The sequence below is a fragment of the Viridibacillus sp. FSL H8-0110 genome (genome assembly GCF_038003565.1).
Taxonomy (GTDB): Bacteria; Bacillota; Bacilli; order Bacillales_A; family Planococcaceae; genus Viridibacillus; species Viridibacillus arenosi.
In genome coordinates this window covers 3915851-3938352 of record NZ_JBBOPJ010000001.1, presented here as the reverse complement: position 1 = coordinate 3938352, position 22502 = coordinate 3915851, and the positions used below count along the sequence as shown (strand labels likewise).

The following is a 22502-nucleotide window of genomic DNA, read 5'->3' as shown; positions in this document are numbered from 1 at the left end:
ATGATAATCATTAACAGGAGGATAAAGATGTTAAAAAATAAATCAATTTTCTTGTTTTGTTTACTATTAATCATGTTTTCAATTGTTATGGTTGCGTGTAACAAAACCGAAGATAGTACAAGTAAACAACAAAATAATGAGAATAAAGAGGAAAAGGTAACAAGGGTTGTAAAAACTATACATGGAGATATTGAAATACCATCCAAACCAAAAAGAATCGTTGTAGATGGCTATTTACCAACCTTGCTTTTATTAGATGAAAAACCAGTAGGAGCAACTGATTCGGATCTTGAAAATATCCATATTCAAAATTTAGTCACCGGAATTGACAGTATCGGGGAAAACTCTAAAGAAAAAATATTAGAGTTGAATCCAGATTTAATAATAAGTGCCAACTCTGAAAATAGCGCGTTTGAAGATTTTTCGAAGATAGCACCTACAATAATAATTCCTTATGAAACTTACAAAGATGCTCATGAGGAAGTAACAGCATTTGGAGAAATGCTTGGAAAGGAAAAGCAAGCACAAGAATGGCTTGCTTCATTTGATACAAAAATTGAAGAACAGCGAGAGAAAATTAAAAAAGTAATAAGTGCCAATGAAACTGTTTCAATCTTTGGTGCTTATAATAAGGACTTCTACATATACGGAGATGGTATTTATAGGGGTGGACAGGCAATATACAAGCAACTTCAACTCACACCACCTGAAAAAATAAAAAAAGAACTGATCGATACAGGCGATACATTTAAACAAATATCGTTTGAGGCTTTAAATGATTATGCAGGTGACTATATCTTTTTGGATCAATCATATGGTGGCAAATTGGACAAGAAAAATAGTATGTGGAATTCAATGGATGCAGTAAAAAACGACCGAGTTTTTGATCTTGATCCTAAGAGATTTTGGCCATATGACCCTATCTCAGTATTAGCTCAGTCTGAAGAAATAGCTGATTTACTAGTATCGAAGAATCAGGAAAAGTAAGACAATATTAATTTTATTTCCATTGATGAGAGGCTTTGCCTGGAGCAGTTTGATATAGTGGAGTCTCTCTTTTTATCTCAATAGCTAATAAGAGTTCATTTGAATTTTCGTGTTCGTTATCATATCCATTGAACAATATATGGATTTGGCATAAAGAAAAATATTGCTGAGTAGGGGTGTATTTAACAATGTTAAAGCGATTTTTTTCCTATTATAAACCGTATAAAGGTTTGTTTATATTGGATTTTTCTTGCGCAATCATTGCAGCGTTATTGGAGCTTGCTTTTCCATTAGCCGTAAATCGCGTAGTAGATGATTTATTGCCATCAGGAAATTTGGCGTTTATCTTATGGGCGTGTGTCGGATTATTTGCAATTTATATCGTCAGTTCAGCCCTTCACTATGTAGTTACTTACTGGGGACATAAGCTTGGTGTGAATATTGAAACAGATATGCGTAAGGAGTTATTTACACATATTCAAAAGCAACCATTTAGATTTTTTGATAACAATAAAACAGGTCATTTAGTTTCACGGATGACAAATGATTTAATGGATATCGGAGAAATTGCCCATCATGGGCCAGAAGATTTGTTTATAGCACTGATGACATTAACGGGTGCGTTTGGTTTAATGCTATCAATTAATTGGAAATTAGCTATTCTGACATTTATCATCATTCCACTGATCATCTATTTATCATTGTACTTTAGCCGGAAAATGTCTCGGGCATTCGATCGAATGTTTGCTGATATAGCTGACTTCAATGCAAGAGTAGAAAATAATGTGAGTGGTATGCGAGTGGTACAGGCTTTTACAAATGAAGATCATGAAATTGCTCAGTTCACAGAAAATAACAGTCGCTTTCGTAATACAAAATTGATTGCTTATAGAATAATGGCTTGGAATTCATCTATTAGTTACATTCTTATGAAAGTTGTTTCCATTTTTGTTCTATTATGTGGAACTTGGTTTGTTATACAAGGGAATATGTCATATGGAGAGTTTATCGCCTTTGTACTTCTGTCAAATGTATTTCTTCAGCCGATTCAACAAATAAATTCAGTAATTGAAATGTATCCAAAGGGTATTGCTGGTTTTAGACGTTACTTAGATTTACTTGAAACAGAACCGGAGATTGCAGATGCTTCAGAAGCAGAAGATGTCACACAACTACAAGGGAATATTAACTATCAAAATGTATCATTTGGTTATGAAAATAAAGAAAATGTGCTAGAGAAGATTAATTTATCAATCCGTGCAGGTGAAACGGTAGCACTTGTAGGTCCATCTGGTGCAGGTAAAACAACGATTTGTAGCTTACTACCTCGTTTTTACGATGTCAAAAACGGCAAAATTACGATTGATGACATTGATACGAAGAAAATGACTTTAGAATCTCTTCGATCGCATATAGGGGTAGTTCAGCAAGATGTTTTCCTTTTTGATGGAACGATTCGTGAAAATATTGCCTATGGTAAATTAGGAGCTTCAGAAGAGGAAATTTGGGAGGCGGCCAAAAAAGCACAGCTTGAAGATATTATCCTTTCCCAATCAAATGGACTAGACACAATGATTGGTGAAAGAGGGGCCAAGCTATCTGGAGGGCAAAAGCAACGTCTTTCAATTGCTCGTATGTTTCTGAAAAATCCATCTATTCTTATTTTGGATGAAGCCACTTCTGCACTTGATACAGAGACAGAAATCGCTATTCAGAAAGCTCTAGCCAATCTATCGAAAGGACGTACAACGCTTGTTATTGCCCATCGTCTAGCAACGATAAAAAATGCTGATCGTATTATTGTTGTAACGGAAGAGGGTATCAAGGAACAAGGGAATCATAGTGAATTATTGGAGATGAAAGGTGCATACAGCAGACTCCATGAAGCACAATTTGGCTATTAAAATTGAAATAATATGTAGGCGATATAGTAAATACAAACTTAGAATTACGCGGATAGAGGGGAATATTATAATGTTCAATAAATTGAACTTAAAGGTAATTTTGCTGATGGTACTTAGTTTGATGCTTATTTTAACAGGATGTGGAGCGACTAAGAGTAATAAAGCACAAGAAGAACAAAAAAATGAAAACGTACAAGCTGAAACGGGAACTCGTACGATTACTGACGATATCGGTCGTAAAGTTGAAGTGCCAAATAAGCCTGAACGAATAGTGACGGATTGGTATTTAGGACAATTGCTAGCACTTGATGTCATGCCAGTAGGAGCTGTTATGGCAAACCTGGATTATGCAGCATATTTGAAAGACTATTATAAAGAAGATGCAATTGAAAATATTGGTGATGGTGAAGCGTCTTTAGAAAAAGTTATGGAATTAAATCCTGATTTAATTATTACATGGGATAAAGAAGCAGTTGAAAAATACGAAAAAATAGCTCCAACAATTGTTTTTTCAGATACTAATTATAAATCTATTCACGAAGAAATCAAAGCAATGGGGGAATACCTTGGACGTACAGATAAAGCGGAGCAATTTCTTGGAGATTTTGATAAACGTATTGCAGTAGCTAAAGAAAAAATTAACAAAGTAATCAGCAAAGATTCTACCTTTACTATTTTCGATTTAGGGAAAAAGAACCTTTCAGTTATTGCTCCGAACGGTGTTGTTGGAGGACGAGCATTATATGAAACATTAGGAATGACACCTCCACCAAAAGTAAAAGAGTTGTTTGATACGAAAGAAGCGGATGGCAGCCGTTACGAAATATCATATGAAGTTGTAAATGACTATGTAGGAGATTATGTAATAGAGATGAACTACTTTAATAAGGGCGGTTCATTACCAGCGACATGGACAAATCTTGATGCAGTTAAAAAGGGAGAAGTAATTAGTTTAGCGCCCGAATATTATTTCGCTTCTGATCCCGTTTCAGTACTGCACCAAGCTGAAGATTTAGCAACTAAAATTGAGAAATTAACTAAGGAAAAAAAATAGTGTAGTAGTAAATAATCTCAATTATAAAAAGAAAATTATATTTTATATCGCTAGAATTTAGTGTTTGATAGAGTTTGCATTATTAAGTAACTAACAGGATGTAATAGACAAGGGGATATTAATTTGTATATACAACAATACCGCAATCGAAATTGGAAATTAGGAATAGTAGTAACCCTATTTGTATTAATGGTTTTAGCCCTATCTGCTTGTAGTAGTACAAATAATGATAAAACAGTAGAAGATACAACTAAGAGTTCAGATGTTAAAGAGAGTAAAACAACAAAAACAATAAGTACAATAAATGGAGAAATAGAGATTCCTACACAACCAAAACGCATTGTGGCAGAAGAATATTTAGGTAGTTTAATCGCTCTAGATGTTATTCCTGTTGGAGCACCCGAATTGACACTTAAAAACTATTATTTCAAAGATAAATTAAAAGGTGTTTCTGATACAGGAGTTTATGGGAAACCATCTGCAGAAAACATACTAGCAATGAATCCTGATCTAATTATTACCGGGAACAATGAAAGCTACAAGATTTTAAGCAAAATTGCCCCTACAATTGTTATTCCTTATGGTGATTTAAAAAATGCTCACGAGGAGTTAACTTATTTTGGGGAGCTATTAAATAAGGAAGATGAAGCAAAAGTTTGGTTAGAAAAATACGACCAACAGATTGCAGATGCTAAAGCCAAGGTAGACGCAGCTATTAAAGAAGATAGCAGCTTCTCAATTATGGAAGACGCAGGAAAGGTGACATATGTGTACGGTGACAATTTTGGTCGTGGCGGCCAGGCAGTCTATCAAGCTTTTGGAAGGAAACCTCCAAAGAGTATTGCTGAAGAAATTATGAAGAAGCAATGGGCAGAGCTTTCAGAGGAAATGATACCAGAATACGCTGGTGACTATATTATCATGACTTCCAACGGTCGAACAGTTGAAGATTTTAAGAAAGATCCAATTTGGGGCAGTTTGGAAGCGGTTAAGAACGACCGTCTATATATTTGGCCAGAAGAACGCTCTTGGTATTATGATCCCATTGCAACACTTGCACAAGTTCAAGAACTGACTAATTGGCTTACTAATCTTAAACAATAGAAAAGGGTGGTCCCTGCCTACTTAATGGTGAGGGAACATCTTTCTTTTTATAGAAAACTTTTAAATTGATCATTATTCAGTAGTAGTTCAACAGGAATGTTTAAGCTAACGGAAAAATGTTGTAAATATTTTCAACATACTTTATACTGAAATAAATGACAATGATAATCATTATCAATTGAATTGTCATAAGGCGAAGGAAGGATGATAAAAAAATATGTCAGTTCTTACTGTTGATCATGTGGCAGTTGGGTATACAAACACTGTAATTATAGAAGAGTTAAGTGCCGCAATTCCTGAAAAAAAAATTACGACCATTATTGGTCCAAATGGATGTGGTAAATCAACGCTCTTAAAAGCAATAGCAAGGGTTTTAAAGACACAAAAGGGTGCAATTTTTCTAGATGGGCGTGCAATTCAACAAGTTTCCACAAAAGAAATTGCAAAGAAAATGGCAATCTTGCCACAAAGCGCCGAAGCACCATCAGGACTTACAATATTTGAATTAGTCTCATACGGCCGATTTCCACACCAAAGAGGCTTTGGTACATTAAGAAAAGAAGATTTACAACATATTCATTGGGCAATTGAGGTCACTGGATTAGGTGAGCTAAGAGATCGCCCCGTAGAAGCGTTATCAGGAGGACAACGACAGCGCGTATGGATTGCAATGGCCCTTGCACAAGATACGGAAATTTTAATATTGGATGAACCAACAACGTATTTGGACTTAGCCCATCAACTTGATATTCTCTTATTGCTTAAAAAGTTAAACGAAGAGGAAGGGAAAACGATTGTAATGGTACTGCATGATTTGAATCATGCATCACGTTTCTCGCATTATATGATTGCGATGAAGGACGGTAAGATTATTACAGAGGGAAAACCGGAAAAAGTAATGAAAAGTGAAAATTTAAAAGCAGTTTTTGATATTAATGCAATATTAATGACATGTCCTTTTAGCCAGAATCCAATTTGCTTATCTTATCAATTGAATAAAGAAACGGAATGCTTATTGCAAACTGTTGAATAAAAGTAAGGAGAAAGAAGATGTCAGATTCAGTAGAAGAATCAATAGATTTAAAGAAAGTATATAAGGGCTCACGTCCAATTATTGCAACTGTCATATTACTGGGTGGAACGATAGGCCTTTTATTCGCTATAGGATTATCAGTATCATTTGGTGCAGCAGATATTGATTTTGGAACTGTTTGGTCTGCTGTTTTTCAATTTAACCCCAATTTAACTACACACCAAATTATTCAAGATATAAGACTACCAAGAGTTCTTGGGGCAGGTTTAGTAGGAGCGTGTTTTGCTGTAGCAGGTTCTATTATGCAAGGAATGACACGAAACCCATTGGCTGACTCAGGTCTATTGGGATTAAATGCAGGTGCTGCTTTCATGCTTGCTATCTGCTTTGCTTTCTTTCCTGGCTTACCTTATATGTATATTATTTTATTTTCATTTTTTGGAGCAGCTTTAGGTGCTGGCATTGTTTATGGAGTGGGTTCTTTAGCAAAGGGTGGTTTAACACCTATGCGTCTTGTATTAGCAGGAGCAGCAGTCAGTGCTTTGCTCGGAGCGCTTAGTGAAGGAATTGCAATTTATTATCGCATTGGTCAAGATTTGGCGTTTTGGTATGCAGGTGGTGTTTCGGGTACAAAGTGGGAGCATCTTAAAGTTATGTCTCCTTGGATAATAGCAGCAATTATTGGTGCAATCATGCTGTCAAAATCAATCACTTTGCTTAGTCTAGGAGACGAAGTGGCGATTGGACTTGGACAACGAACAGGGAGGATAAAATTCTTTGGATCAGTTGTCGTATTAGTGTTGGCAGGTGCAGCCGTTTCAGTTGTAGGTGCCGTTGGATTTGTTGGATTAATTGTTCCTCACTTAACGCGTTTTCTTGTAGGAAGCGATTATCGTTGGATTGTACCTTGTTCAGCAATTTTAGGTAGTCTATTAGTTATACTAGCTGATTTTGCTGCGAGGATGATAAATCCACCTTATGAAACACCTATAGGAGCATTGATTGCTTTGATTGGCGTTCCATTCTTTCTTTACCTTGCTCGTAAAGGAGGAAAAGAGTTGTGACTGAGGAAAATTACATATCTGCTTATCAACAAAAAAAACATCGGAAGAATATCTTGCTTATTCTCACTATTTGTCTACTCATCATTATAATGTTCATGATAAGTATGGGTACAGGTTTTATAAGGCTTACCCCAATTGAATTAGTTCGAACATTATTTGGAATGGGGACGGATAAACAGAATATAATCTTGTTTGATTTCAGATTACCACGAATCGTTATCTCCATTTTAGTAGGGATGGCATTAGCTGTATCGGGGAGCATATTACAAGGAGTTTCAAGGAACGCATTAGCTGATCCAGGAATTTTAGGTATAAATTCAGGAGCAGGTTTAGCAGTCATGTTATTTATTTCGTTCTTTCCAACTACAACAGCAGCACCGGTTTTTTTTCTTCCTATATTAGCGTTTGTAGGTGCAGCAGCCACAGCTATTCTGATCTATGTACTTGCATATAAACGTGGTGAAGGAATTTCGCCTACAAGGCTATTGCTAACAGGTGTTGCAGTAGCGGCGGGTATTAGTGCGGCAATGATTGTATTGACATTGAGATTATCACCTGAAAACTACCAATTTGTTGCTATTTGGATGGCAGGTAGTATTTGGGGTTCTAACTGGAGCTTTGTATTGGCATTATTGCCTTGGATTCTTATTTTATTACCAATCGCTTATTCGAAGGCTCGTGTCTTAAATACATTTAATCTTGGAGAGATACCTGCTACGGGCCTTGGGCTAGCTATAGAAAAAGAGCGATTAATTTTACTAGCAATTGCAGTTGGCTTAGCTGGTGCAAGCGTATCTGTAAGTGGGGGAATTGGCTTTATTGGTTTAATTGCACCACATTTAGCACGACAACTAGTGGGTGCAAAACATCAGTATCTCTTACCGACAGCTGCTTTAATAGGTAGCCTTTTGTTAATAACTGCGGACACGATAGGTAGATGGATATTACAACCATCTGAAATTCCAGCTGGTATTGTCGTTGCAGTTATTGGAGCACCCTATTTCTTATATCTACTTGCAAGGTCAAAAGCATAGAGTGTGAATTTTGAATATTAAAAAATAATAAGTTTAATAGGAGGATTCAAGATGAATTCAGAAGAATTGTATGATGTAACAATTATTGGCGGTGGCCCAGCAGGACTTTTTTCAGCTTTCTATAGTGGCTTAAGAGAAATGAAAACAAAAATTATCGAATTCCAACCTTTTTTGGGAGGAAAAGTGCATGTGTATCCAGAGAAAATGATCTGGGATATTGGTGGACTGACACCTGTTACAGGTGAACGACTGATAGAACAATTGATTCAGCAGGGAATGACTTTCAATCCTAAGTTAGTATTAGGAGAAAAAGTTACGTCAATTAATAAAGGCGAAGATGGGAACTTTATTATTTCAACATCAGCGAACAATAAACACTTTTCAAAAACAGTTATTTTAGCTGTTGGGGGCGGTATTATAAATCCAACAAAACTAGATATCGAGGGCGCTGAACGGTTTGAAATTTCAAATTTACATTATACTGTCAAATCTCTAGAACGCTTTAAAAACAAAACTGTATTGATTTCAGGTGGCGGAAATGCTGCAATAGATTGGGCGAATGAATTGGAGCCCATTGCCAAAAAAGTTTACTTAACCTACCGAAAAGATATGTTAAAAGGGCATGAGGCAGAGGTATCACGTCTATTTAATAGTTCAATTGAGTGTTTACTAAATACATCAATTGAAAAACTAATTGCCTCAAATGATCACGAACGTATTGAAAAAGTCGAGTTGTTGAGTATTGAAGATGGCAATATTATTCAACTACCTGTTGATGAAGTTATTATTAATCACGGTTATGATAGAGATAAAGAGCTGACATCAAATAGTGGATTAAATATTGAAATGGCAAATGAATATAGTATTGCAGGAAGTCCTTTAAGTGAAACGTCTGTAGAAGGTCTATATGCTGCAGGTGATATTTTGAATCATGAAGGAAAGTTACATTTAATTGCAGGTGCATTTCAGGATGCAGCAAATGCAGTAAATAAAGCAAAGCAATACGTAATACCAGATGCATATGAGTATGGAATGGTGTCATCTCATAATGATATTTTCAAAGAAAAGAATAAGGAATTAGTGAAACATTTATACTTAGCGAAAAATTAACTATAAATATAAGCGTTTTTTACCAATGCATTTAAGTAACACTAGACTTTGAAACAATTTTTTGTTTTGGAGCCTAGTGTTTCTTTAATTTTAAAGGTATTTTTTTTCATTCTAATTTAATGCATTTATGAGAGGCTTAATTTTGAAATAGGATAAAATTAATTTCATTTCCATTAGTTATAAAAATTCACAAAATGTTCACATTTTAAAGGGATACATCAAAACGTTGATGTTCAGCCATTCAACGCGTTAAAGTGGCGAAGATGTCATATTTTGAATTGTCGAAAGATTCATAATGTTGTTGACGATTGACTTTTCCCCCTGTAATATAACACTAATTATAGTCACGCTAGATTAATAGAAGTGGTTACGATTCAAATAGGGGGGATTTCATATGAAGAAGGGTTACAAAAAGTTAGCATTTTTATTATTTGCAGCAATGCTAGTATTAGCAGCATGTGGAACCAAAGATAAATCTGACTCTGGAGGATCAGGCGATTCAGGATCTGAAAAATCAGATGAGAAAACATATAAAATCGGGATTTCTCAATACGTTGAACATCCATCTTTAAATGAAGCTACTGAAGGATTCAAAAAAGCAATTGAAGATAGCGGTCTTAAAGTAGAATTCAAAATTGAAAACGCACAAGGGGATTCGAGTATTAATACAACTGCAGCAAATAATTTAGTTGGTGACGGTATGGATTTAATATTTGCTAATGCAACGCCAAGTGCTCAAGCAGTTGCAGCTGCAACATCTGATATTCCGGTTCTTTTTACATCTGTAACAGATGCAGTAGGAGCAGAGCTTGTAAAATCAATGGAAGCTCCAGGTGGAAATGTAACAGGAACTCTTGATACACACCCAGAAGCTATTCCAAGTACAGTGAAGTTTTTAGCTGAAGAACTAAAAGCTAAAAAGATAGGAATGGTTTTCAACTCAGGAGAGCAAAACTCGCGTGTACAAGTGGATATGGTAAAAGAAGAAGCTAAAAAATTAGGTGTAACAATTGTAGAAGCATCTGTTTCAACATCTGCAGAAGTAAAACAGGCAACTGAATCATTAGTAGGAAAAGTAGATTCAATCTATATCATTACTGATAACACAGTTGTAACAGCACTTGAATCAGTGTTGGATGTGGCAACTGATAAGAAAATTCCTGTAATGGTTGGAGAATTAGACTCAGTTAAACGTGGAGGTCTAGGAGCTTACGGCTTTGCGTATTCGGATATTGGTTATGAAGCTGGTGAAATGGCAGTGAAAATCTTAAAAGATGGTGTAAAACCAGCAGATATTCCAGTGGCATATCCTAAAAACTTAAAATTCGAGATCAACAAGAAAGCAGCTGAACAACTTGGCTTAGACATTAAAGACGAATGGAAAGCAGAAGTAGTCGAATAGATAGGAGATGATTCTACATGTTTACAGCAATCTTTGGCTCTGTTGAGCAAGGAATCATCTATGCAATTATGGCGCTCGGAGTGTATCTTACATTCCGAGTTTTAGATTTTCCTGATTTAACAGTGGATGGTAGTTTTGTGACAGGTGCTGCAACAGCAGCGACTTTAATTGTACTTGGTTACCACCCAGCATTGGCAACAGCAGCGGCGATTGTCGCAGGTTTTTTAGCAGGATGTATGACAGGAATACTTCATACGAAGGCGAAAATCAATCCTTTGTTATCTGGGATATTAATGATGATTGCTCTTTATTCCATCAATTTACGTATTATGGGGGCAACTACAGAAACCGCAATTGGGCGTCCAAACGTACCGCTTTCGAACGTCGATTCACTGTTCACCATTTTCTTTGGCTGGTGGGGTAATTTAGGTATTGATACAGCAATAAATAACACTTTAAGCAGCATCGGCATCGAAAATGTTCCAAAAACATGGGGTACATTTTTCATTATGATCATCGTAACTTTTGCGATTAAAATTATTTTCGATAGGTTTTTAAAAACCGAAGTTGGTTTAGCTATTCGTGCAACCGGTGATAACGACAAAATGATTCGTAGCTTTTCTGCGAATACAGATACATTAATCATTTTAGGGCTGGGTATTTCAAATGCTTTGGTTGCATTATCAGGTGCCCTTATTGCGCAGTATACGAAATTTGCAGATGTGAGTATGGGTATAGGGATGATTGTTATCGGTTTAGCTTCTGTTATTATCGGGGAAGCGATTTTAGGGACGAAAACAATTGTCCGTACAACTTTAGCTGTGATTGTCGGTGCGATTATCTACCGAATTGTAATTGCTATCGCCCTTCGCGTTGAATTTTTAGATACCGGTGATATGAAGCTTATCACAGCATTAATTGTGGTCGTGGCGTTGATATTGCCTAAATTCTTTGAAAAACGTAAAGAGCGTGCACGCAAAGCAAAACGTCGAGCAGAACGTACGGTTACTAGTGAACAGGAGGCGAAACATCTTGCTTAAACTAGAGGGGATCAACAAAATCTTCAACGAAGCAACGCCAGATGAAAAAATTGCCTTAGATAATATTAATCTAGATTTAAAAACAGGTGATTTTGTCACTGTAATTGGTAGTAACGGTGCTGGGAAATCTACAATGATGAATATGATTTCGGGAGCTTTATCACCTGATTTTGGTACTGTTGAAATAGACGGAAAAAACGTAACCAAATATCCCGAATATAAACGCTCTCATTTAATTGGCCGTGTCTTCCAAGACCCAATGGCAGGTACAGCACCAACAATGACCGTAGAAGAGAACTTGGCGATTGCATATTCTCGCAATAAACGTCGTGGCTTACGTATAGGAGTCGATAAAAAGAGACGTGAGTTTTTCCGTGAATCATTGGAAGCATTACATCTCAATTTGGAAAACCGTTTAACAGCGAAAGTAGGCTTACTATCGGGTGGAGAACGACAAGCATTATCTCTACTAATGGCAACATTTACAAAGCCATCAATTTTATTATTAGATGAGCATACAGCTGCACTTGATCCTTCACGTGCAGAGCTTATTACGAATTTAACAAAGCAGTTAGTTGAAAAAGATAATCTGACAACATTAATGGTTACCCACAATATGCAACAAGCGCTTGATCTAGGTAACCGCCTCATAATGATGGATAAAGGCCAAATCATTTTAGAGGTTGACCCAGAAGCGAAAAAAGATTTAACAATCGCCGATTTAATGGATGCATTCCAACGTATTCGCGGTGAGAAGCTTGTATCAGACCGAACTCTACTAAGTGTATAGTAAGTAGAAATTGCAAAGCAGGAACCCTGTCTAAGGGTGCCTGCTTTTTGTTTACCTAAATCGTAAAATCTGATAGCATAGATAGCTTGATATATAAAATAAATCCATAGTATAAAACCGTTTCTTAGCTTCAAGTAAGAGCAGTATGGTTTATTTATAAATGAAGAACTAATGATTGCCTTCCTTGGAAAGCAGAGAATAAAAAAATGGAGTCTTCTACACTCAGAAGATTCCATTTTTTATGGATATTAAACTAATAGAGCAAATAACGTACTATCATTGTTCACTTCTTTAAATGAGAAACCGTTAAGTTTCATACGGCTAAGTAAACCAGCATAATCTTCAGGACGTTTTAACTCGATGCCTACAAGTGCTGGACCACTTTCTTTATTGTTTTTCTTCGTATATTCAAATGTTGTAATATCATCATCTGGACCAAGTACTTCACCAAGGAACTGACGAAGTGCACCTGCACGTTGTGGGAAATTGACGATGAAATAGTATAACAGACCTTCATGGATTAAGGATTTCTCTTTAATTTCTTGCATACGACCGATATCATTGTTACCACCGCTAATAATACAGACTACGGATTTCCCTTTAATCTGGTTTTGATAAGCATCCAGTGCCGCAACTGGTAAAGCGCCCGCTGGTTCAGCAATAATTGCATGCTTATTGTACAAGCTTAAAATGGTCGTACACACTTTACCTTCAGGAACGGCAATAATATCATCGACATACTTTTTGCAAAGTGCATATGTAGTGTCGCCAACACGTTGTACAGCAGCACCATCAACAAATTTTTCGATATGATCTAAGGCAACAGGACCACCGTTAGCAAAAGCTGCTTTCATACTCGCAGCACCACCGGGCTCAACCCCGATAATTTTAGTTTGAGGGGAAAGGTTTTTAATATAGGCAGATACACCGGCAATTAAGCCGCCTCCACCAATACTACCAAATACATAGTCAATCGGCTCTTCAATATCATTCATCACTTCTACGGCAACGGTGCCTTGTCCCGAGATTACATCTATATCATCGAATGGGTGAATGAAAATATGTTCTTCAGCCTTTGAAAATGCCTGCGCACTTCTAGCAGAATCATCAAAAGTATCGCCTGACAAAATAACCTCTACAAATTCACGTCCAAACATTTTCACTTGTTCTATTTTTTGAGAAGGAGTAGTTGTTGGCATGAAAATGTGCCCACGGATTCCTAAATTTGCACACGCATATGCAACGCCTTGCGCGTGGTTGCCTGCACTTGCACAAACAACACCTTTTTCTCTTGCATCATTCTCGATACTTTTAATTTTATAATAGGCACCTCGTAGTTTAAAAGAACGTACATGTTGCAAGTCTTCACGTTTTAAATAAACGGTACAACCATACTTTTCAGATAAATATTCATTTTTTTGTAATGGTGTGTGTGCAACAACATCTTTTAAAAATTGATAAGCAATTAGTACATTTTCCACCTGAACGGTCTTCACATCTGATACTGTCATAATTATTCGTCTAACCTCCGATTCCTTAAAATGCATTTATTCATTTTAACATATTATTCAAGCTGAATGGACTAAATATTAAGTTAATTCTAAATGTTTCGTTACTTATCGTTTGAGCGGGCAAAAAAGCGTTTCCAACTAGCTTTCAGTTATAATAAAAAGAACAGTATGAATGAACGGAAAGGATTACGAGTACAAATGAATTTCTTTGATAAAATGCAACAACATACGGGTGTTTCTTTAAATGATGTACAAAAACAGGCAGTTCGATATTCTGATGGTCCATTGCTATTGTTAGCATCACCCGGTTCAGGAAAAACGACAACTTTGAATATGAAAATTGGCTATCTATTATTAGTAAAGAAAATACCAGCACGTGCGATTTTAGCCATTACGTTTAGTAAAGCCTCCGCACAAGATATGGCACAGCGCTTCGACCAATTCTTTGGCAAACTGACGCATGAAAAGGTTCATTTCTCTACTATTCATAGCTTTGCTTTTCAAGTAGTACGAGAATACTTTGCAAAGCAACGCATAAATTTTCAACTAGTGGAGGGGGGCAATGACGTCCCACTTCATAAAAAAATAATTCTTCGAAATATATTTACGGAGATAAAGGATACAAATCCAACTGAAGATGAAATGGATGAGCTCCTTACTTATATCAGCTATGTAAAGAATCGTATGCTTTCAAGTAAGCAGCTAAGTACCGTAAAATCCTCCATCTCAGGCATAGCCGATATGTATAAAGCGTATGAACAATTCAAAACTCAAAACCCGCAATATCCACTCTTAGATTTTGACGATATGCTCACGTACTGTTTACGTATTTTACAAGACGATGAGCAAATTCGAACGAAATATCAGCGCCGTTTTGAATATATTTTAACGGATGAAAGTCAGGATAATTCCGTTATTCAGCATGAAATTATTACGATTTTAGCAAAACCACAAAATAATCTTTGCGTTGTAGCTGATGATGACCAATCTATTTTCATGTGGCGTGGATCGGATGTCCAAAAGTTATTAGAATTTGAAAAGAATTATCCTCAAGCAAAGATTTTAACAATGACTCAAAACTATCGCTCCACACCAGAAATCGTGAAAATAGCAAATGACTTCATCAAAAGAAACCCAAAGCGTTATACGAAGGAAATGTTCACGGAAAATCCATCTGGTGAATCAATTGAAATCCACAATATGCAGCGCTATGAGTTACAACTGAACTACATCATTCAAGAAATTGAGAAAAGTAGTAATCCGAAAGAAACGGCGATCTTATACCGTAATAATTCTTCGGCCATCCGATTAGTGGATAAGTTAAATAAAGCAGGTTTGCCATTCTATATGAAAGACGTAGATTTGAAATTTTTCCGACATTGGATTGTAGAAGATATTATCAATTTCATGCGCCTTTCCTATAATGATTCACGTGTAGACATTCTTGAGAAAGTCCATACGAAGATGAATGCATATATTACGAAAAAACAAATGATGTATTTAAAAAATAATAATGACAAAACTTCAGTTTTTGATCAGCTCCAAACGGTTCGACACGCAGATTATCAGGAGCAGGCATTGAATAAAACGAAGAAGTTAATTAAAAAGATAAATATACTAGATCCAGAAGAAGCGATTAAAATCATCCGTAAAAATCTAGGATATGAAAAATCGATTCGTAACACGGCTGAGCACCTTGGCTTCAATGAGGAAGGATTATTAGGTATTCTAAATCAACTAGAGCATATTGCGGTAGGTATACCAAATCTTGAAGCATTCGCAAGACGCTTAAAAGAGTTAGAGGAAATTATGAAAACGTCTTGGTCAAACAAAGGGCGTGATGTAGTTACTTTATCTACTTTGCATAGTGCAAAGGGGCTTGAGTATGACAACGTGTATATGATTGATCTAGTTGATGGTATTATTCCTTCAAAAGATGATTTAAAACAACAGGACGAAGATAATAGCGAACCAATAGAAGAAGCTGCCCGTCTCTTCTACGTTGGGATGACTCGTGCACGCAAGCATTTAGAATTGCTTACTTATCATTTAAAAGACGACGAACATGTAGAGGAGTCTCAGTTTTTAAAACAAGTACGGCGTTTAGTAAAAGGAAAAGAGTTAGTGAAAAAGGAGGTTGGTTATCTAAAAAGTAAACCTTCTAGAGATATTCCCGTAAATGCCATTACTAAAAAAGAAGATTTGCAATTGAATAGTTATGTAGAGCATCATGTTTTTGGTAAAGGAGAAATACGAGAGTTAAGTGGACAAGCTATTGGTGTTGAATTTGAATCTGTAGGTTATAAAAAATTTATGATCGATATATGCTTGAAACAAGGGTTTCTTTGTAATATAGAATAACAGGTATCTATTTGTGGCTTCCAAAATAGAAAATTTTATCAACTTATTTTTAAAATTAGTAATTGGTATTAAAAATAAATTATCTAAAAATAAAGTGCTTTACGAATGCGGAAAAGATTGACTATCGGTTACTTAATATATAAAACGGTAGTTAAATAAATAAGCAGGACCGTCTTTTAAATAAGATGGTCCTGCTTTTATGATTAAAAAATTAAATGTCCGATACCAGCAATAATTGGTAGAGAAATCAAAGTACGTAATAAGAAAATAATCATTAACTCGAAAAAGTTAAGAGGAATCTTCGTACCAAGAATTAAGCCACCAACCTCTGACATGTAAATTAACTGTGAAACAGAAACACCTGCTATGACAAAGCGTGTTAAGTCTGACTCAATACCAGAACCAAGAATAGTAGGTAAAAACATATCTGCAAAACCAACAACCATAGTTTGTGCTGCTTCAGCAGCTTCAGGTAAACCTAGCACTGTTAAAATCGGTTCGAATGGCTTCCCTAAGAAAGTGAATATTCCAGTGAACTCGGCAAGTATTAACGCTACAGTACCAAATGCCATAACGATCGGTGCAACACCAAACCACATATCTAAAACGTTTTTAAAACCATCTACGAAAAATTTACTGAAATTACGATTACGTTCAGCTGTATTTAATGCATTTTCTAAACCATGTGTAATCATATTATAACCTTCTGGCAATTTCTCGCGCTCAAGGTCAAGTGGTTTTCCATTGATATACGTGTTCTTTTTCTTACAAAGGGGGTATATACGTGGCATGATTAATGCTAATACTAAACCACAAAGAACAACCGCACCGTAAAATGGAATGAAGTATTCACCTAAATGTACGGTATCAATTACAACTATACAAAATGTGATTGATACAATTGAAAATGAAGTCGCGATAATCGCTGATTCCTTTTGTGTATAGTTGCCTTCTTCATATTGACGACTAGTTAAAAGGACACCAATTGTACCATCGCCTATCCAAGAAGCTAATGCATCAATAGAAGAACGTCCAGGAATTTTGAATAATGGTCGCATAATTTTAACCATCATTGTACCGAAGAATTCAAGTAAACCGAATTCAGTTAAAAATGGAAGCAGTAGGCCTGCGAATAAGAAAATCGTGAATAGGAAAGTCACAAGACCACCGTCTGGATCCATTAACAGTCCACCTGTGTTTTCATTACGGATTACGCTCGGACCGAAATCTTGTACAACCATTAATGCAAAGACAAAACCAAGTACACGTGCGATTGTCCAAAACCAATTTACACGGAATATTCCATCAAACATTGTAGGTTTCTCAGGATTCTTTTGCGGAATAAAGTGATAAGCAACTGAGCCTAATGCTGCGATGAAAAATACGATAACTGTGAACCAGGAAATGAATGAAACTAAAGATCCAGCAAGTAAATTGGCCAAAATCGCAATAGGAACCTTCCAGCCGTCAGCTGTCTTAAGTGGCGTCATAAATAAGAATACGCCAATCAGTGACGGGATTATAAATAATAGCCAAGTAGATATAGGGAATTTTTTCATTTTATATTAAATACCTCGTTTTATAGTTGAATATTTATTCATCATAAAGAGTTTACATTCAGATGTAAATAGTTTAGGTAAAAGACGTACTTTTCAGACAATAACAAATGTGAATCCTTTTATTTACTTATGAAAAATAAAAAAGCCCCTGTCCATTTTTTGCCGGACAGGGGTGGAGTTATTCGTTTAAAATTGATCTTCAAAATCTTCATGCCAGCGATAGCTGAAGAAACGTTCATAAGTTAACCAGTTCTCAGCTTCTGGTTCACCTGCTTCTAGACGCTTTTCATTTTCTTCAAGCATCCAAGCAGTTTGAGAAATATGAGCGCGCATTGAGCCAAGTTTTTGCTCGCGTACGTCACGAATATTATTGACAATATCCGGTTCTCCAAGACCTTCGCCGGTATTATTTGCAAATGCTACAGCATGTAACTTCGGACGTTGTTCAACAGGCATACGACGTACAGCACGCACAACAGCACGAGCAGTTGCTTCATGATCAGGGTGAACAGCGTAATTTGGATAGAATGTGATAATTAATGATGGATTCAATTCATCGATTAAACCAGTCATCATTTGTACCATTTTTTCATCATCTTCAAATTCTACTGTTTTATCACGTAAGCCCATCATACGTAAATCTGTAACGCCCATTGCTTCGCATGAAGCGATTAATTCTTTTTTACGGACTAAAGGTAAAGTCTCACGTGTCGCGAATGGGGGATTTCCAAGATTACGTCCCATTTCGCCAAGTGTTAAACATGCATATGTGACAGGGGTACCTTGATTGACATAAGTTGAGATGGTGCCAGAAACACCAAATGCTTCATCATCAGGATGGGGGAATACGACAAGTACGTGTCGCTCAGGTTGTAGTGTCATCTGAATCTCTCCTTAATTAATAAGTAAATGGTGTTTCGCTAATTTCAAGTGCTACTGCTAATTTACCGTCATAGTCATGTCCAGCCATTAACAGACGATTTTGTTCATCTATTTCAAAGTGAGTAATACCTTGAGCATAAACCCAGCCATGAGCCATTTTCAAACCAACACGGTGAGGAACATCTGCTGTAACTTTACCCAATTCATATTGAAGTTTAACGTTACGGATAAATGCACCAGCGTTGAATACTTTTTCATTGAAATGAGAGGCATAAGCCCCGTTGGTTGTCTCTAAATGTATATAAACATCTTTATTCGCAAAGGAATTAAGAAGTTGTTGAAGCTTTTCTATTTGTACTATTTCCATTTAAATTCTCCTTCCAACAGCTAGCAATCTATTCTCTAGTATAGAGAAAAATTCCTACGAATGCGATTCGAAAGCTCAAAAATTATATTTTCTTTATATGCTTTGTAAGAATTAAGCTGAAAGTTGTATCTATAGAAGTAGAGTAAGGAAAAATTGTTTCTTTATCTAAAAGTGTATGGTTTATTATTATGTTCTTTTAAATAAGGACAACCTGTTTATATAAAAAGTACTGCTTTTTTTGCATAAAGAACTGTTGTCCCATCATAAATTCTTAGACATCGTTTAAATCTGAAAAGATATACATAAAAAACCTCCGCAATTAATGAAATTGCGAAGGATCTATTATTCGATATTAAACTTCAGTAGTAGTGATTTTCGGAGTACCGTAAACACCTTTTGCACCATGCATAACAGGGCCAACGAATTGATTTAATTTCCAGCCATGTTCAATTGCAGCAGCAACGAAAGCTTTTGATTCGAAAACAGCTTCTTTTACAGATAAACCGTTTGCTAGGTTAGCTGTAATAGCAGCAGCAAAAGTACAACCAGCACCATGGTTATAAGTAGTATCTACTTTATCGGCTTCAAGAAGGATGAATTTTTCACCATCTGAGAATAGGTCGATAGCTTTTTCATGTTGCAACGCTTTACCGCCTTTGATGATAACGTTTTTAGCACCAAGTTCATGGATTTTTTGTGCTGCGACTTTCATTTCTTCAATTGTTTTTGGTGTACCTGTTCCAGCCAATTGTCCAGCTTCAAAAAGATTTGGTGTTGTAACAAGTGCTTGTGGAATAAGGTATTTAATCATAGCTTCAACGTTTCCTGGATTTAAAACCTCATCTTCACCTTTACATACCATTACTGGATCAATAACAACGTTTGATGTGCCAGAGTTTGCAATTGCTTCACCAGCTACTTGAATAGCTTCTTCAGTAGAAATCATCCCTGTTTTTACTGCATCAATGCCTGTAGAAAGAGTTGTTTTTAGCTGAGCCTTAAGAACATCGATTGGTAATGTATATACACCATGAGACCAGTTATTGTCTGGATCCATTGTAGCAACAACAGTCACTGCACACATACCGTATGTGCCATGCTCTTGGAAAGTTTTTAAATCAGCTTGTAAACCTGCACCACCAGAAGCATCGGTGCCGGCAATTGTTAGTGTTTTTTTTAGTGACATAGAAAAAGACTCCTTTTATGAAAAAACTTATTTTATTAAACTTTCCGAATATAAAAAATGTAATTGAATAGTCCTATTATAACGAATTAACTGGCTAGAATGAAATGGTCAAAAACCAACTTTTTAATAAGGTCAGTTTGGATTTCTATTTAGGTAACCGATCTGCATTTATAATTCTTCGTATAATAATAATCCCACCTAAACAAAGTAAACCTACAATGGTAGCTGCTATGTAATGACCCTTTTGTATAAATCCAATTAATAAAAATATAAAAAGTAAAATAATAATAGCAAAGAATATATAAAAACAACCCATGCCAAACGATTTTGCCTGCTCCGGCACGTGCTGGCCACTTTCAGCTACATTCGTAATTCTTTTCACCTTTTCTCGCCATTGTAAATCAGCCATTCCACCAACTCCTTTCCATTATATTACTCTAAAACGGTTTTAAATAATATTTCCGTTAATCACCAAATTCAATCGACTGTATTAATAGCGCAGAAACTTTTATAATAGGAGTGAACATAGTAGAATAATGTCGAATTGAATATCAGGAATAGTAAATTCCTTTTAGATTAATAGAAGAGAGGGATTAAGGTGACTTCAAATAAGAAAATACGAGAGCTTGAGAAGATGTTAAAAGAGTTAAAGTCAGAAGAACAATCTGCCACAATTCTTGATTCTTCAGAGTCTCTTTACTATAGGAAAGATAGAAAAAAGGGTTTTATTCGGAAATTTTTTATACCTAAGTTCTTTATGCAATGGTATGTATGGGCAACTATAATTGTCCTAGCGCTATTAATTATCATTCCGATTGCAACTATGAACATTATTAAAGGAAGTACATTCACAGAAAATAAAGGTTCAATCATGGAACGAATTCAAAATTTAAATGAACTAACAACAGCAGAGGCATATACAAAGATTATGATTGAACGTTCTGACAATAAACTTTTCGGTAAAGAGATTGGCTTAAACTTACCTGGAACTAAAAGAGAATTATTAGTTGTTATACCTGGTGGCGTTAAAGCAGGTGTAGACTTTTCAAAGATTACCGAAAAAGATATTGAATTAAATGAAGAGAAGAAAATAGCTACGATTACATTGCCAAGTGCAAAAATACTAGGGGAGCCTCAAATAGACTTTGATCATGTTCAAGTCTTTTCAAGTGAAGGCCTGTTCCGAGAAAAAGCAGATATTAGCGAAGCATATGAACTTGCTAAAGAAGCAAAGAAACTAATGATTGAAGAAGCAACCACTCAAGGGGTTATTGATACAGCAAAAAGTAATGCGCAAAGTTCTGTCGCTGATATGTTTGCACTTGTCGGATATGATGTGACAGTGGAATTTAAGGAGTAGAAAAGATGACAAAGCAAATTTTAGACAACGATTGGCAGCGAGTACTCAGTACAGAATTTAATCAGCCTTATTTTTTACAGCTTCAGGATTTTTTAGAAAATGAATATGCGACACGAACGAATTACCCTCCCAAAGCGGAGATATGGAACGCTTTTCGTTATACACCATACAATGATGTGAAAGTTGTCATATTAGGGCAAGATCCTTATCACGGAGCAGGGCAAGCACATGGATTGAGCTTTTCAGTGAAACGAGGTGTGAAGCATCCACCAAGTTTAAAAAATATGCTAAAGGAAATGGAGTCGGATTTAGGCTTTCCGATTCCATTAGACGGGACATTAACTAAATGGGCAGAGCAAGGCGTGCTTATGTTAAACACCGTCTTAACGGTGCGTGAAGGACAAGCTCATTCACATAAAAAGCAAGGCTGGGAGCAGTTTACAGACACAGTTATTCAAAAACTATCAGACCGTGAACAACCTATTATATTCGTCCTTTGGGGTAAACCAGCACAACAAAAAAAACGACTGATTGATACAAGCCGCCATGCTATTATCGAAGCACCTCATCCAAGTCCGCTTAGTTCATATCGAGGATTTTTCGGTAGTAAACCGTATTCCAAAATCAATGCACAGCTCCGAGAGTGGGGAGTATCACCAATAGATTTTGATTTAACGAAATAACCATATGAAAAACCGTTCTTTTTGTGGAGAACGGTTTTTATTTTTGAGTATAGGGTTTGAGAAATGCAGGT

General features: G+C 36.1%; 20 protein-coding genes. 14 read left to right on the top strand and 6 right to left on the bottom strand.

The window, feature by feature from the left end:
- Window positions 1–27: 27 nt before the first annotated feature.
- From MHH98_RS19550 to MHH98_RS19500, 11 genes are all read left to right on the top strand, one after another.
- Window positions 28–987, top strand: a complete 960-nt coding sequence (locus MHH98_RS19550; RefSeq protein WP_038180216.1) for an ABC transporter substrate-binding protein — start codon at window positions 28–30, stop codon at window positions 985–987.
- Between the two features lie 188 nt (window positions 988–1175).
- Complete coding sequence (locus MHH98_RS19545; protein WP_038180214.1) at window positions 1176–2891, top strand: ABC transporter ATP-binding protein; 1716 nt, start codon at window positions 1176–1178, stop codon at window positions 2889–2891.
- A gap of 70 nt (window positions 2892–2961) precedes the next feature.
- Complete coding sequence (locus MHH98_RS19540; RefSeq protein WP_038180213.1) at window positions 2962–3945, top strand: ABC transporter substrate-binding protein; 984 nt, start codon at window positions 2962–2964, stop codon at window positions 3943–3945.
- Window positions 3946–4068: 123 nt separating this feature from the next.
- Window positions 4069–5049 (top strand): ABC transporter substrate-binding protein, encoded by a 981-nt coding sequence (locus tag MHH98_RS19535; RefSeq protein ID WP_327192109.1) that lies wholly within the window; start codon window positions 4069–4071, stop codon window positions 5047–5049.
- Between the two features lie 217 nt (window positions 5050–5266).
- On the top strand, window positions 5267–6082 hold the full coding sequence (locus MHH98_RS19530) for an ABC transporter ATP-binding protein (protein WP_038180211.1): 816 nt from the start codon (window positions 5267–5269) through the stop codon (window positions 6080–6082).
- Between the two features lie 17 nt (window positions 6083–6099).
- On the top strand, window positions 6100–7146 hold the full coding sequence (locus MHH98_RS19525) for a FecCD family ABC transporter permease (RefSeq protein ID WP_038180208.1): 1047 nt from the start codon (window positions 6100–6102) through the stop codon (window positions 7144–7146).
- Between the two features lie 50 nt (window positions 7147–7196).
- The gene (locus MHH98_RS19520; protein ID WP_445329622.1) at window positions 7197–8180 is read left to right on the top strand and encodes a FecCD family ABC transporter permease; all 984 of its coding nucleotides are present in this window, start codon (window positions 7197–7199) and stop codon (window positions 8178–8180) included.
- Between the two features lie 51 nt (window positions 8181–8231).
- Window positions 8232–9290 carry an NAD(P)/FAD-dependent oxidoreductase gene (locus MHH98_RS19515; protein WP_038180203.1) on the top strand — a complete coding sequence of 353 codons (1059 nt, stop codon included), beginning with the start codon at window positions 8232–8234 and terminating at the stop codon, window positions 9288–9290.
- Window positions 9291–9684: 394 nt separating this feature from the next.
- A complete protein-coding gene (locus tag MHH98_RS19510; RefSeq protein ID WP_076065799.1) occupies window positions 9685–10692 on the top strand; it encodes an ABC transporter substrate-binding protein in 1008 nt (335 codons plus the stop codon).
- A 17-nt stretch (window positions 10693–10709) separates the two neighbouring features.
- Window positions 10710–11732: an ABC transporter permease gene (locus MHH98_RS19505; protein WP_340713416.1), complete on the top strand. Its 1023-nt coding sequence runs from the start codon at window positions 10710–10712 to the stop codon at window positions 11730–11732.
- On the top strand, window positions 11725–12522 hold the full coding sequence (locus MHH98_RS19500; protein ID WP_038180196.1) for an ABC transporter ATP-binding protein: 798 nt from the start codon (window positions 11725–11727) through the stop codon (window positions 12520–12522). Before MHH98_RS19505 ends, MHH98_RS19500 begins: the two co-directional genes overlap by 8 nt.
- 248 nt (window positions 12523–12770) lie before the next feature.
- Here MHH98_RS19500 and ilvA read toward each other — a convergent pair whose 3' ends face one another.
- On the bottom strand, window positions 12771–14033 hold the full coding sequence (gene ilvA, locus MHH98_RS19495; RefSeq protein WP_340713415.1) for a threonine ammonia-lyase IlvA: 1263 nt from the start codon (window positions 14031–14033) through the stop codon (window positions 12771–12773).
- 168 nt (window positions 14034–14201) lie between these two features.
- Here ilvA and MHH98_RS19490 point away from each other — a divergent pair, with 168 nt between their 5' ends.
- The gene (locus MHH98_RS19490; protein WP_235175681.1) at window positions 14202–16394 is read left to right on the top strand and encodes an ATP-dependent helicase; all 2193 of its coding nucleotides are present in this window, start codon (window positions 14202–14204) and stop codon (window positions 16392–16394) included.
- 203 nt (window positions 16395–16597) lie between these two features.
- Here MHH98_RS19490 and MHH98_RS19485 read toward each other — a convergent pair whose 3' ends face one another.
- From MHH98_RS19485 to MHH98_RS19465, 5 genes are all read right to left on the bottom strand, one after another.
- On the bottom strand, window positions 16598–17953 hold the full coding sequence (locus MHH98_RS19485) for a YjiH family protein (RefSeq protein WP_076034278.1): 1356 nt from the start codon (window positions 17951–17953) through the stop codon (window positions 16598–16600).
- A 186-nt stretch (window positions 17954–18139) separates the two neighbouring features.
- A complete protein-coding gene (gene bshB2, locus MHH98_RS19480; protein ID WP_038180190.1) occupies window positions 18140–18835 on the bottom strand; it encodes a bacillithiol biosynthesis deacetylase BshB2 in 696 nt (231 codons plus the stop codon).
- A 16-nt stretch (window positions 18836–18851) separates the two neighbouring features.
- Window positions 18852–19202, bottom strand: coding sequence for a YojF family protein (locus MHH98_RS19475; protein WP_038180187.1), 351 nt, complete (start codon window positions 19200–19202; stop codon window positions 18852–18854).
- 352 nt (window positions 19203–19554) lie between these two features.
- Window positions 19555–20388: a bifunctional hydroxymethylpyrimidine kinase/phosphomethylpyrimidine kinase gene (thiD, locus tag MHH98_RS19470; RefSeq protein WP_076034279.1), complete on the bottom strand. Its 834-nt coding sequence runs from the start codon at window positions 20386–20388 to the stop codon at window positions 19555–19557.
- Window positions 20389–20533: 145 nt separating this feature from the next.
- A complete protein-coding gene (locus MHH98_RS19465; protein WP_038180183.1) occupies window positions 20534–20797 on the bottom strand; it encodes a hypothetical protein in 264 nt (87 codons plus the stop codon).
- Window positions 20798–20986: 189 nt separating this feature from the next.
- Here MHH98_RS19465 and MHH98_RS19460 point away from each other — a divergent pair, with 189 nt between their 5' ends.
- Together MHH98_RS19460 and MHH98_RS19455 are read left to right on the top strand one after the other, a co-directional pair.
- Window positions 20987–21748 (top strand): DUF4230 domain-containing protein, encoded by a 762-nt coding sequence (locus tag MHH98_RS19460; RefSeq protein ID WP_038180181.1) that lies wholly within the window; start codon window positions 20987–20989, stop codon window positions 21746–21748.
- A gap of 5 nt (window positions 21749–21753) precedes the next feature.
- On the top strand, window positions 21754–22431 hold the full coding sequence (locus tag MHH98_RS19455) for a uracil-DNA glycosylase (protein WP_038180178.1): 678 nt from the start codon (window positions 21754–21756) through the stop codon (window positions 22429–22431).
- Window positions 22432–22502: the final 71 nt, after the last annotated feature.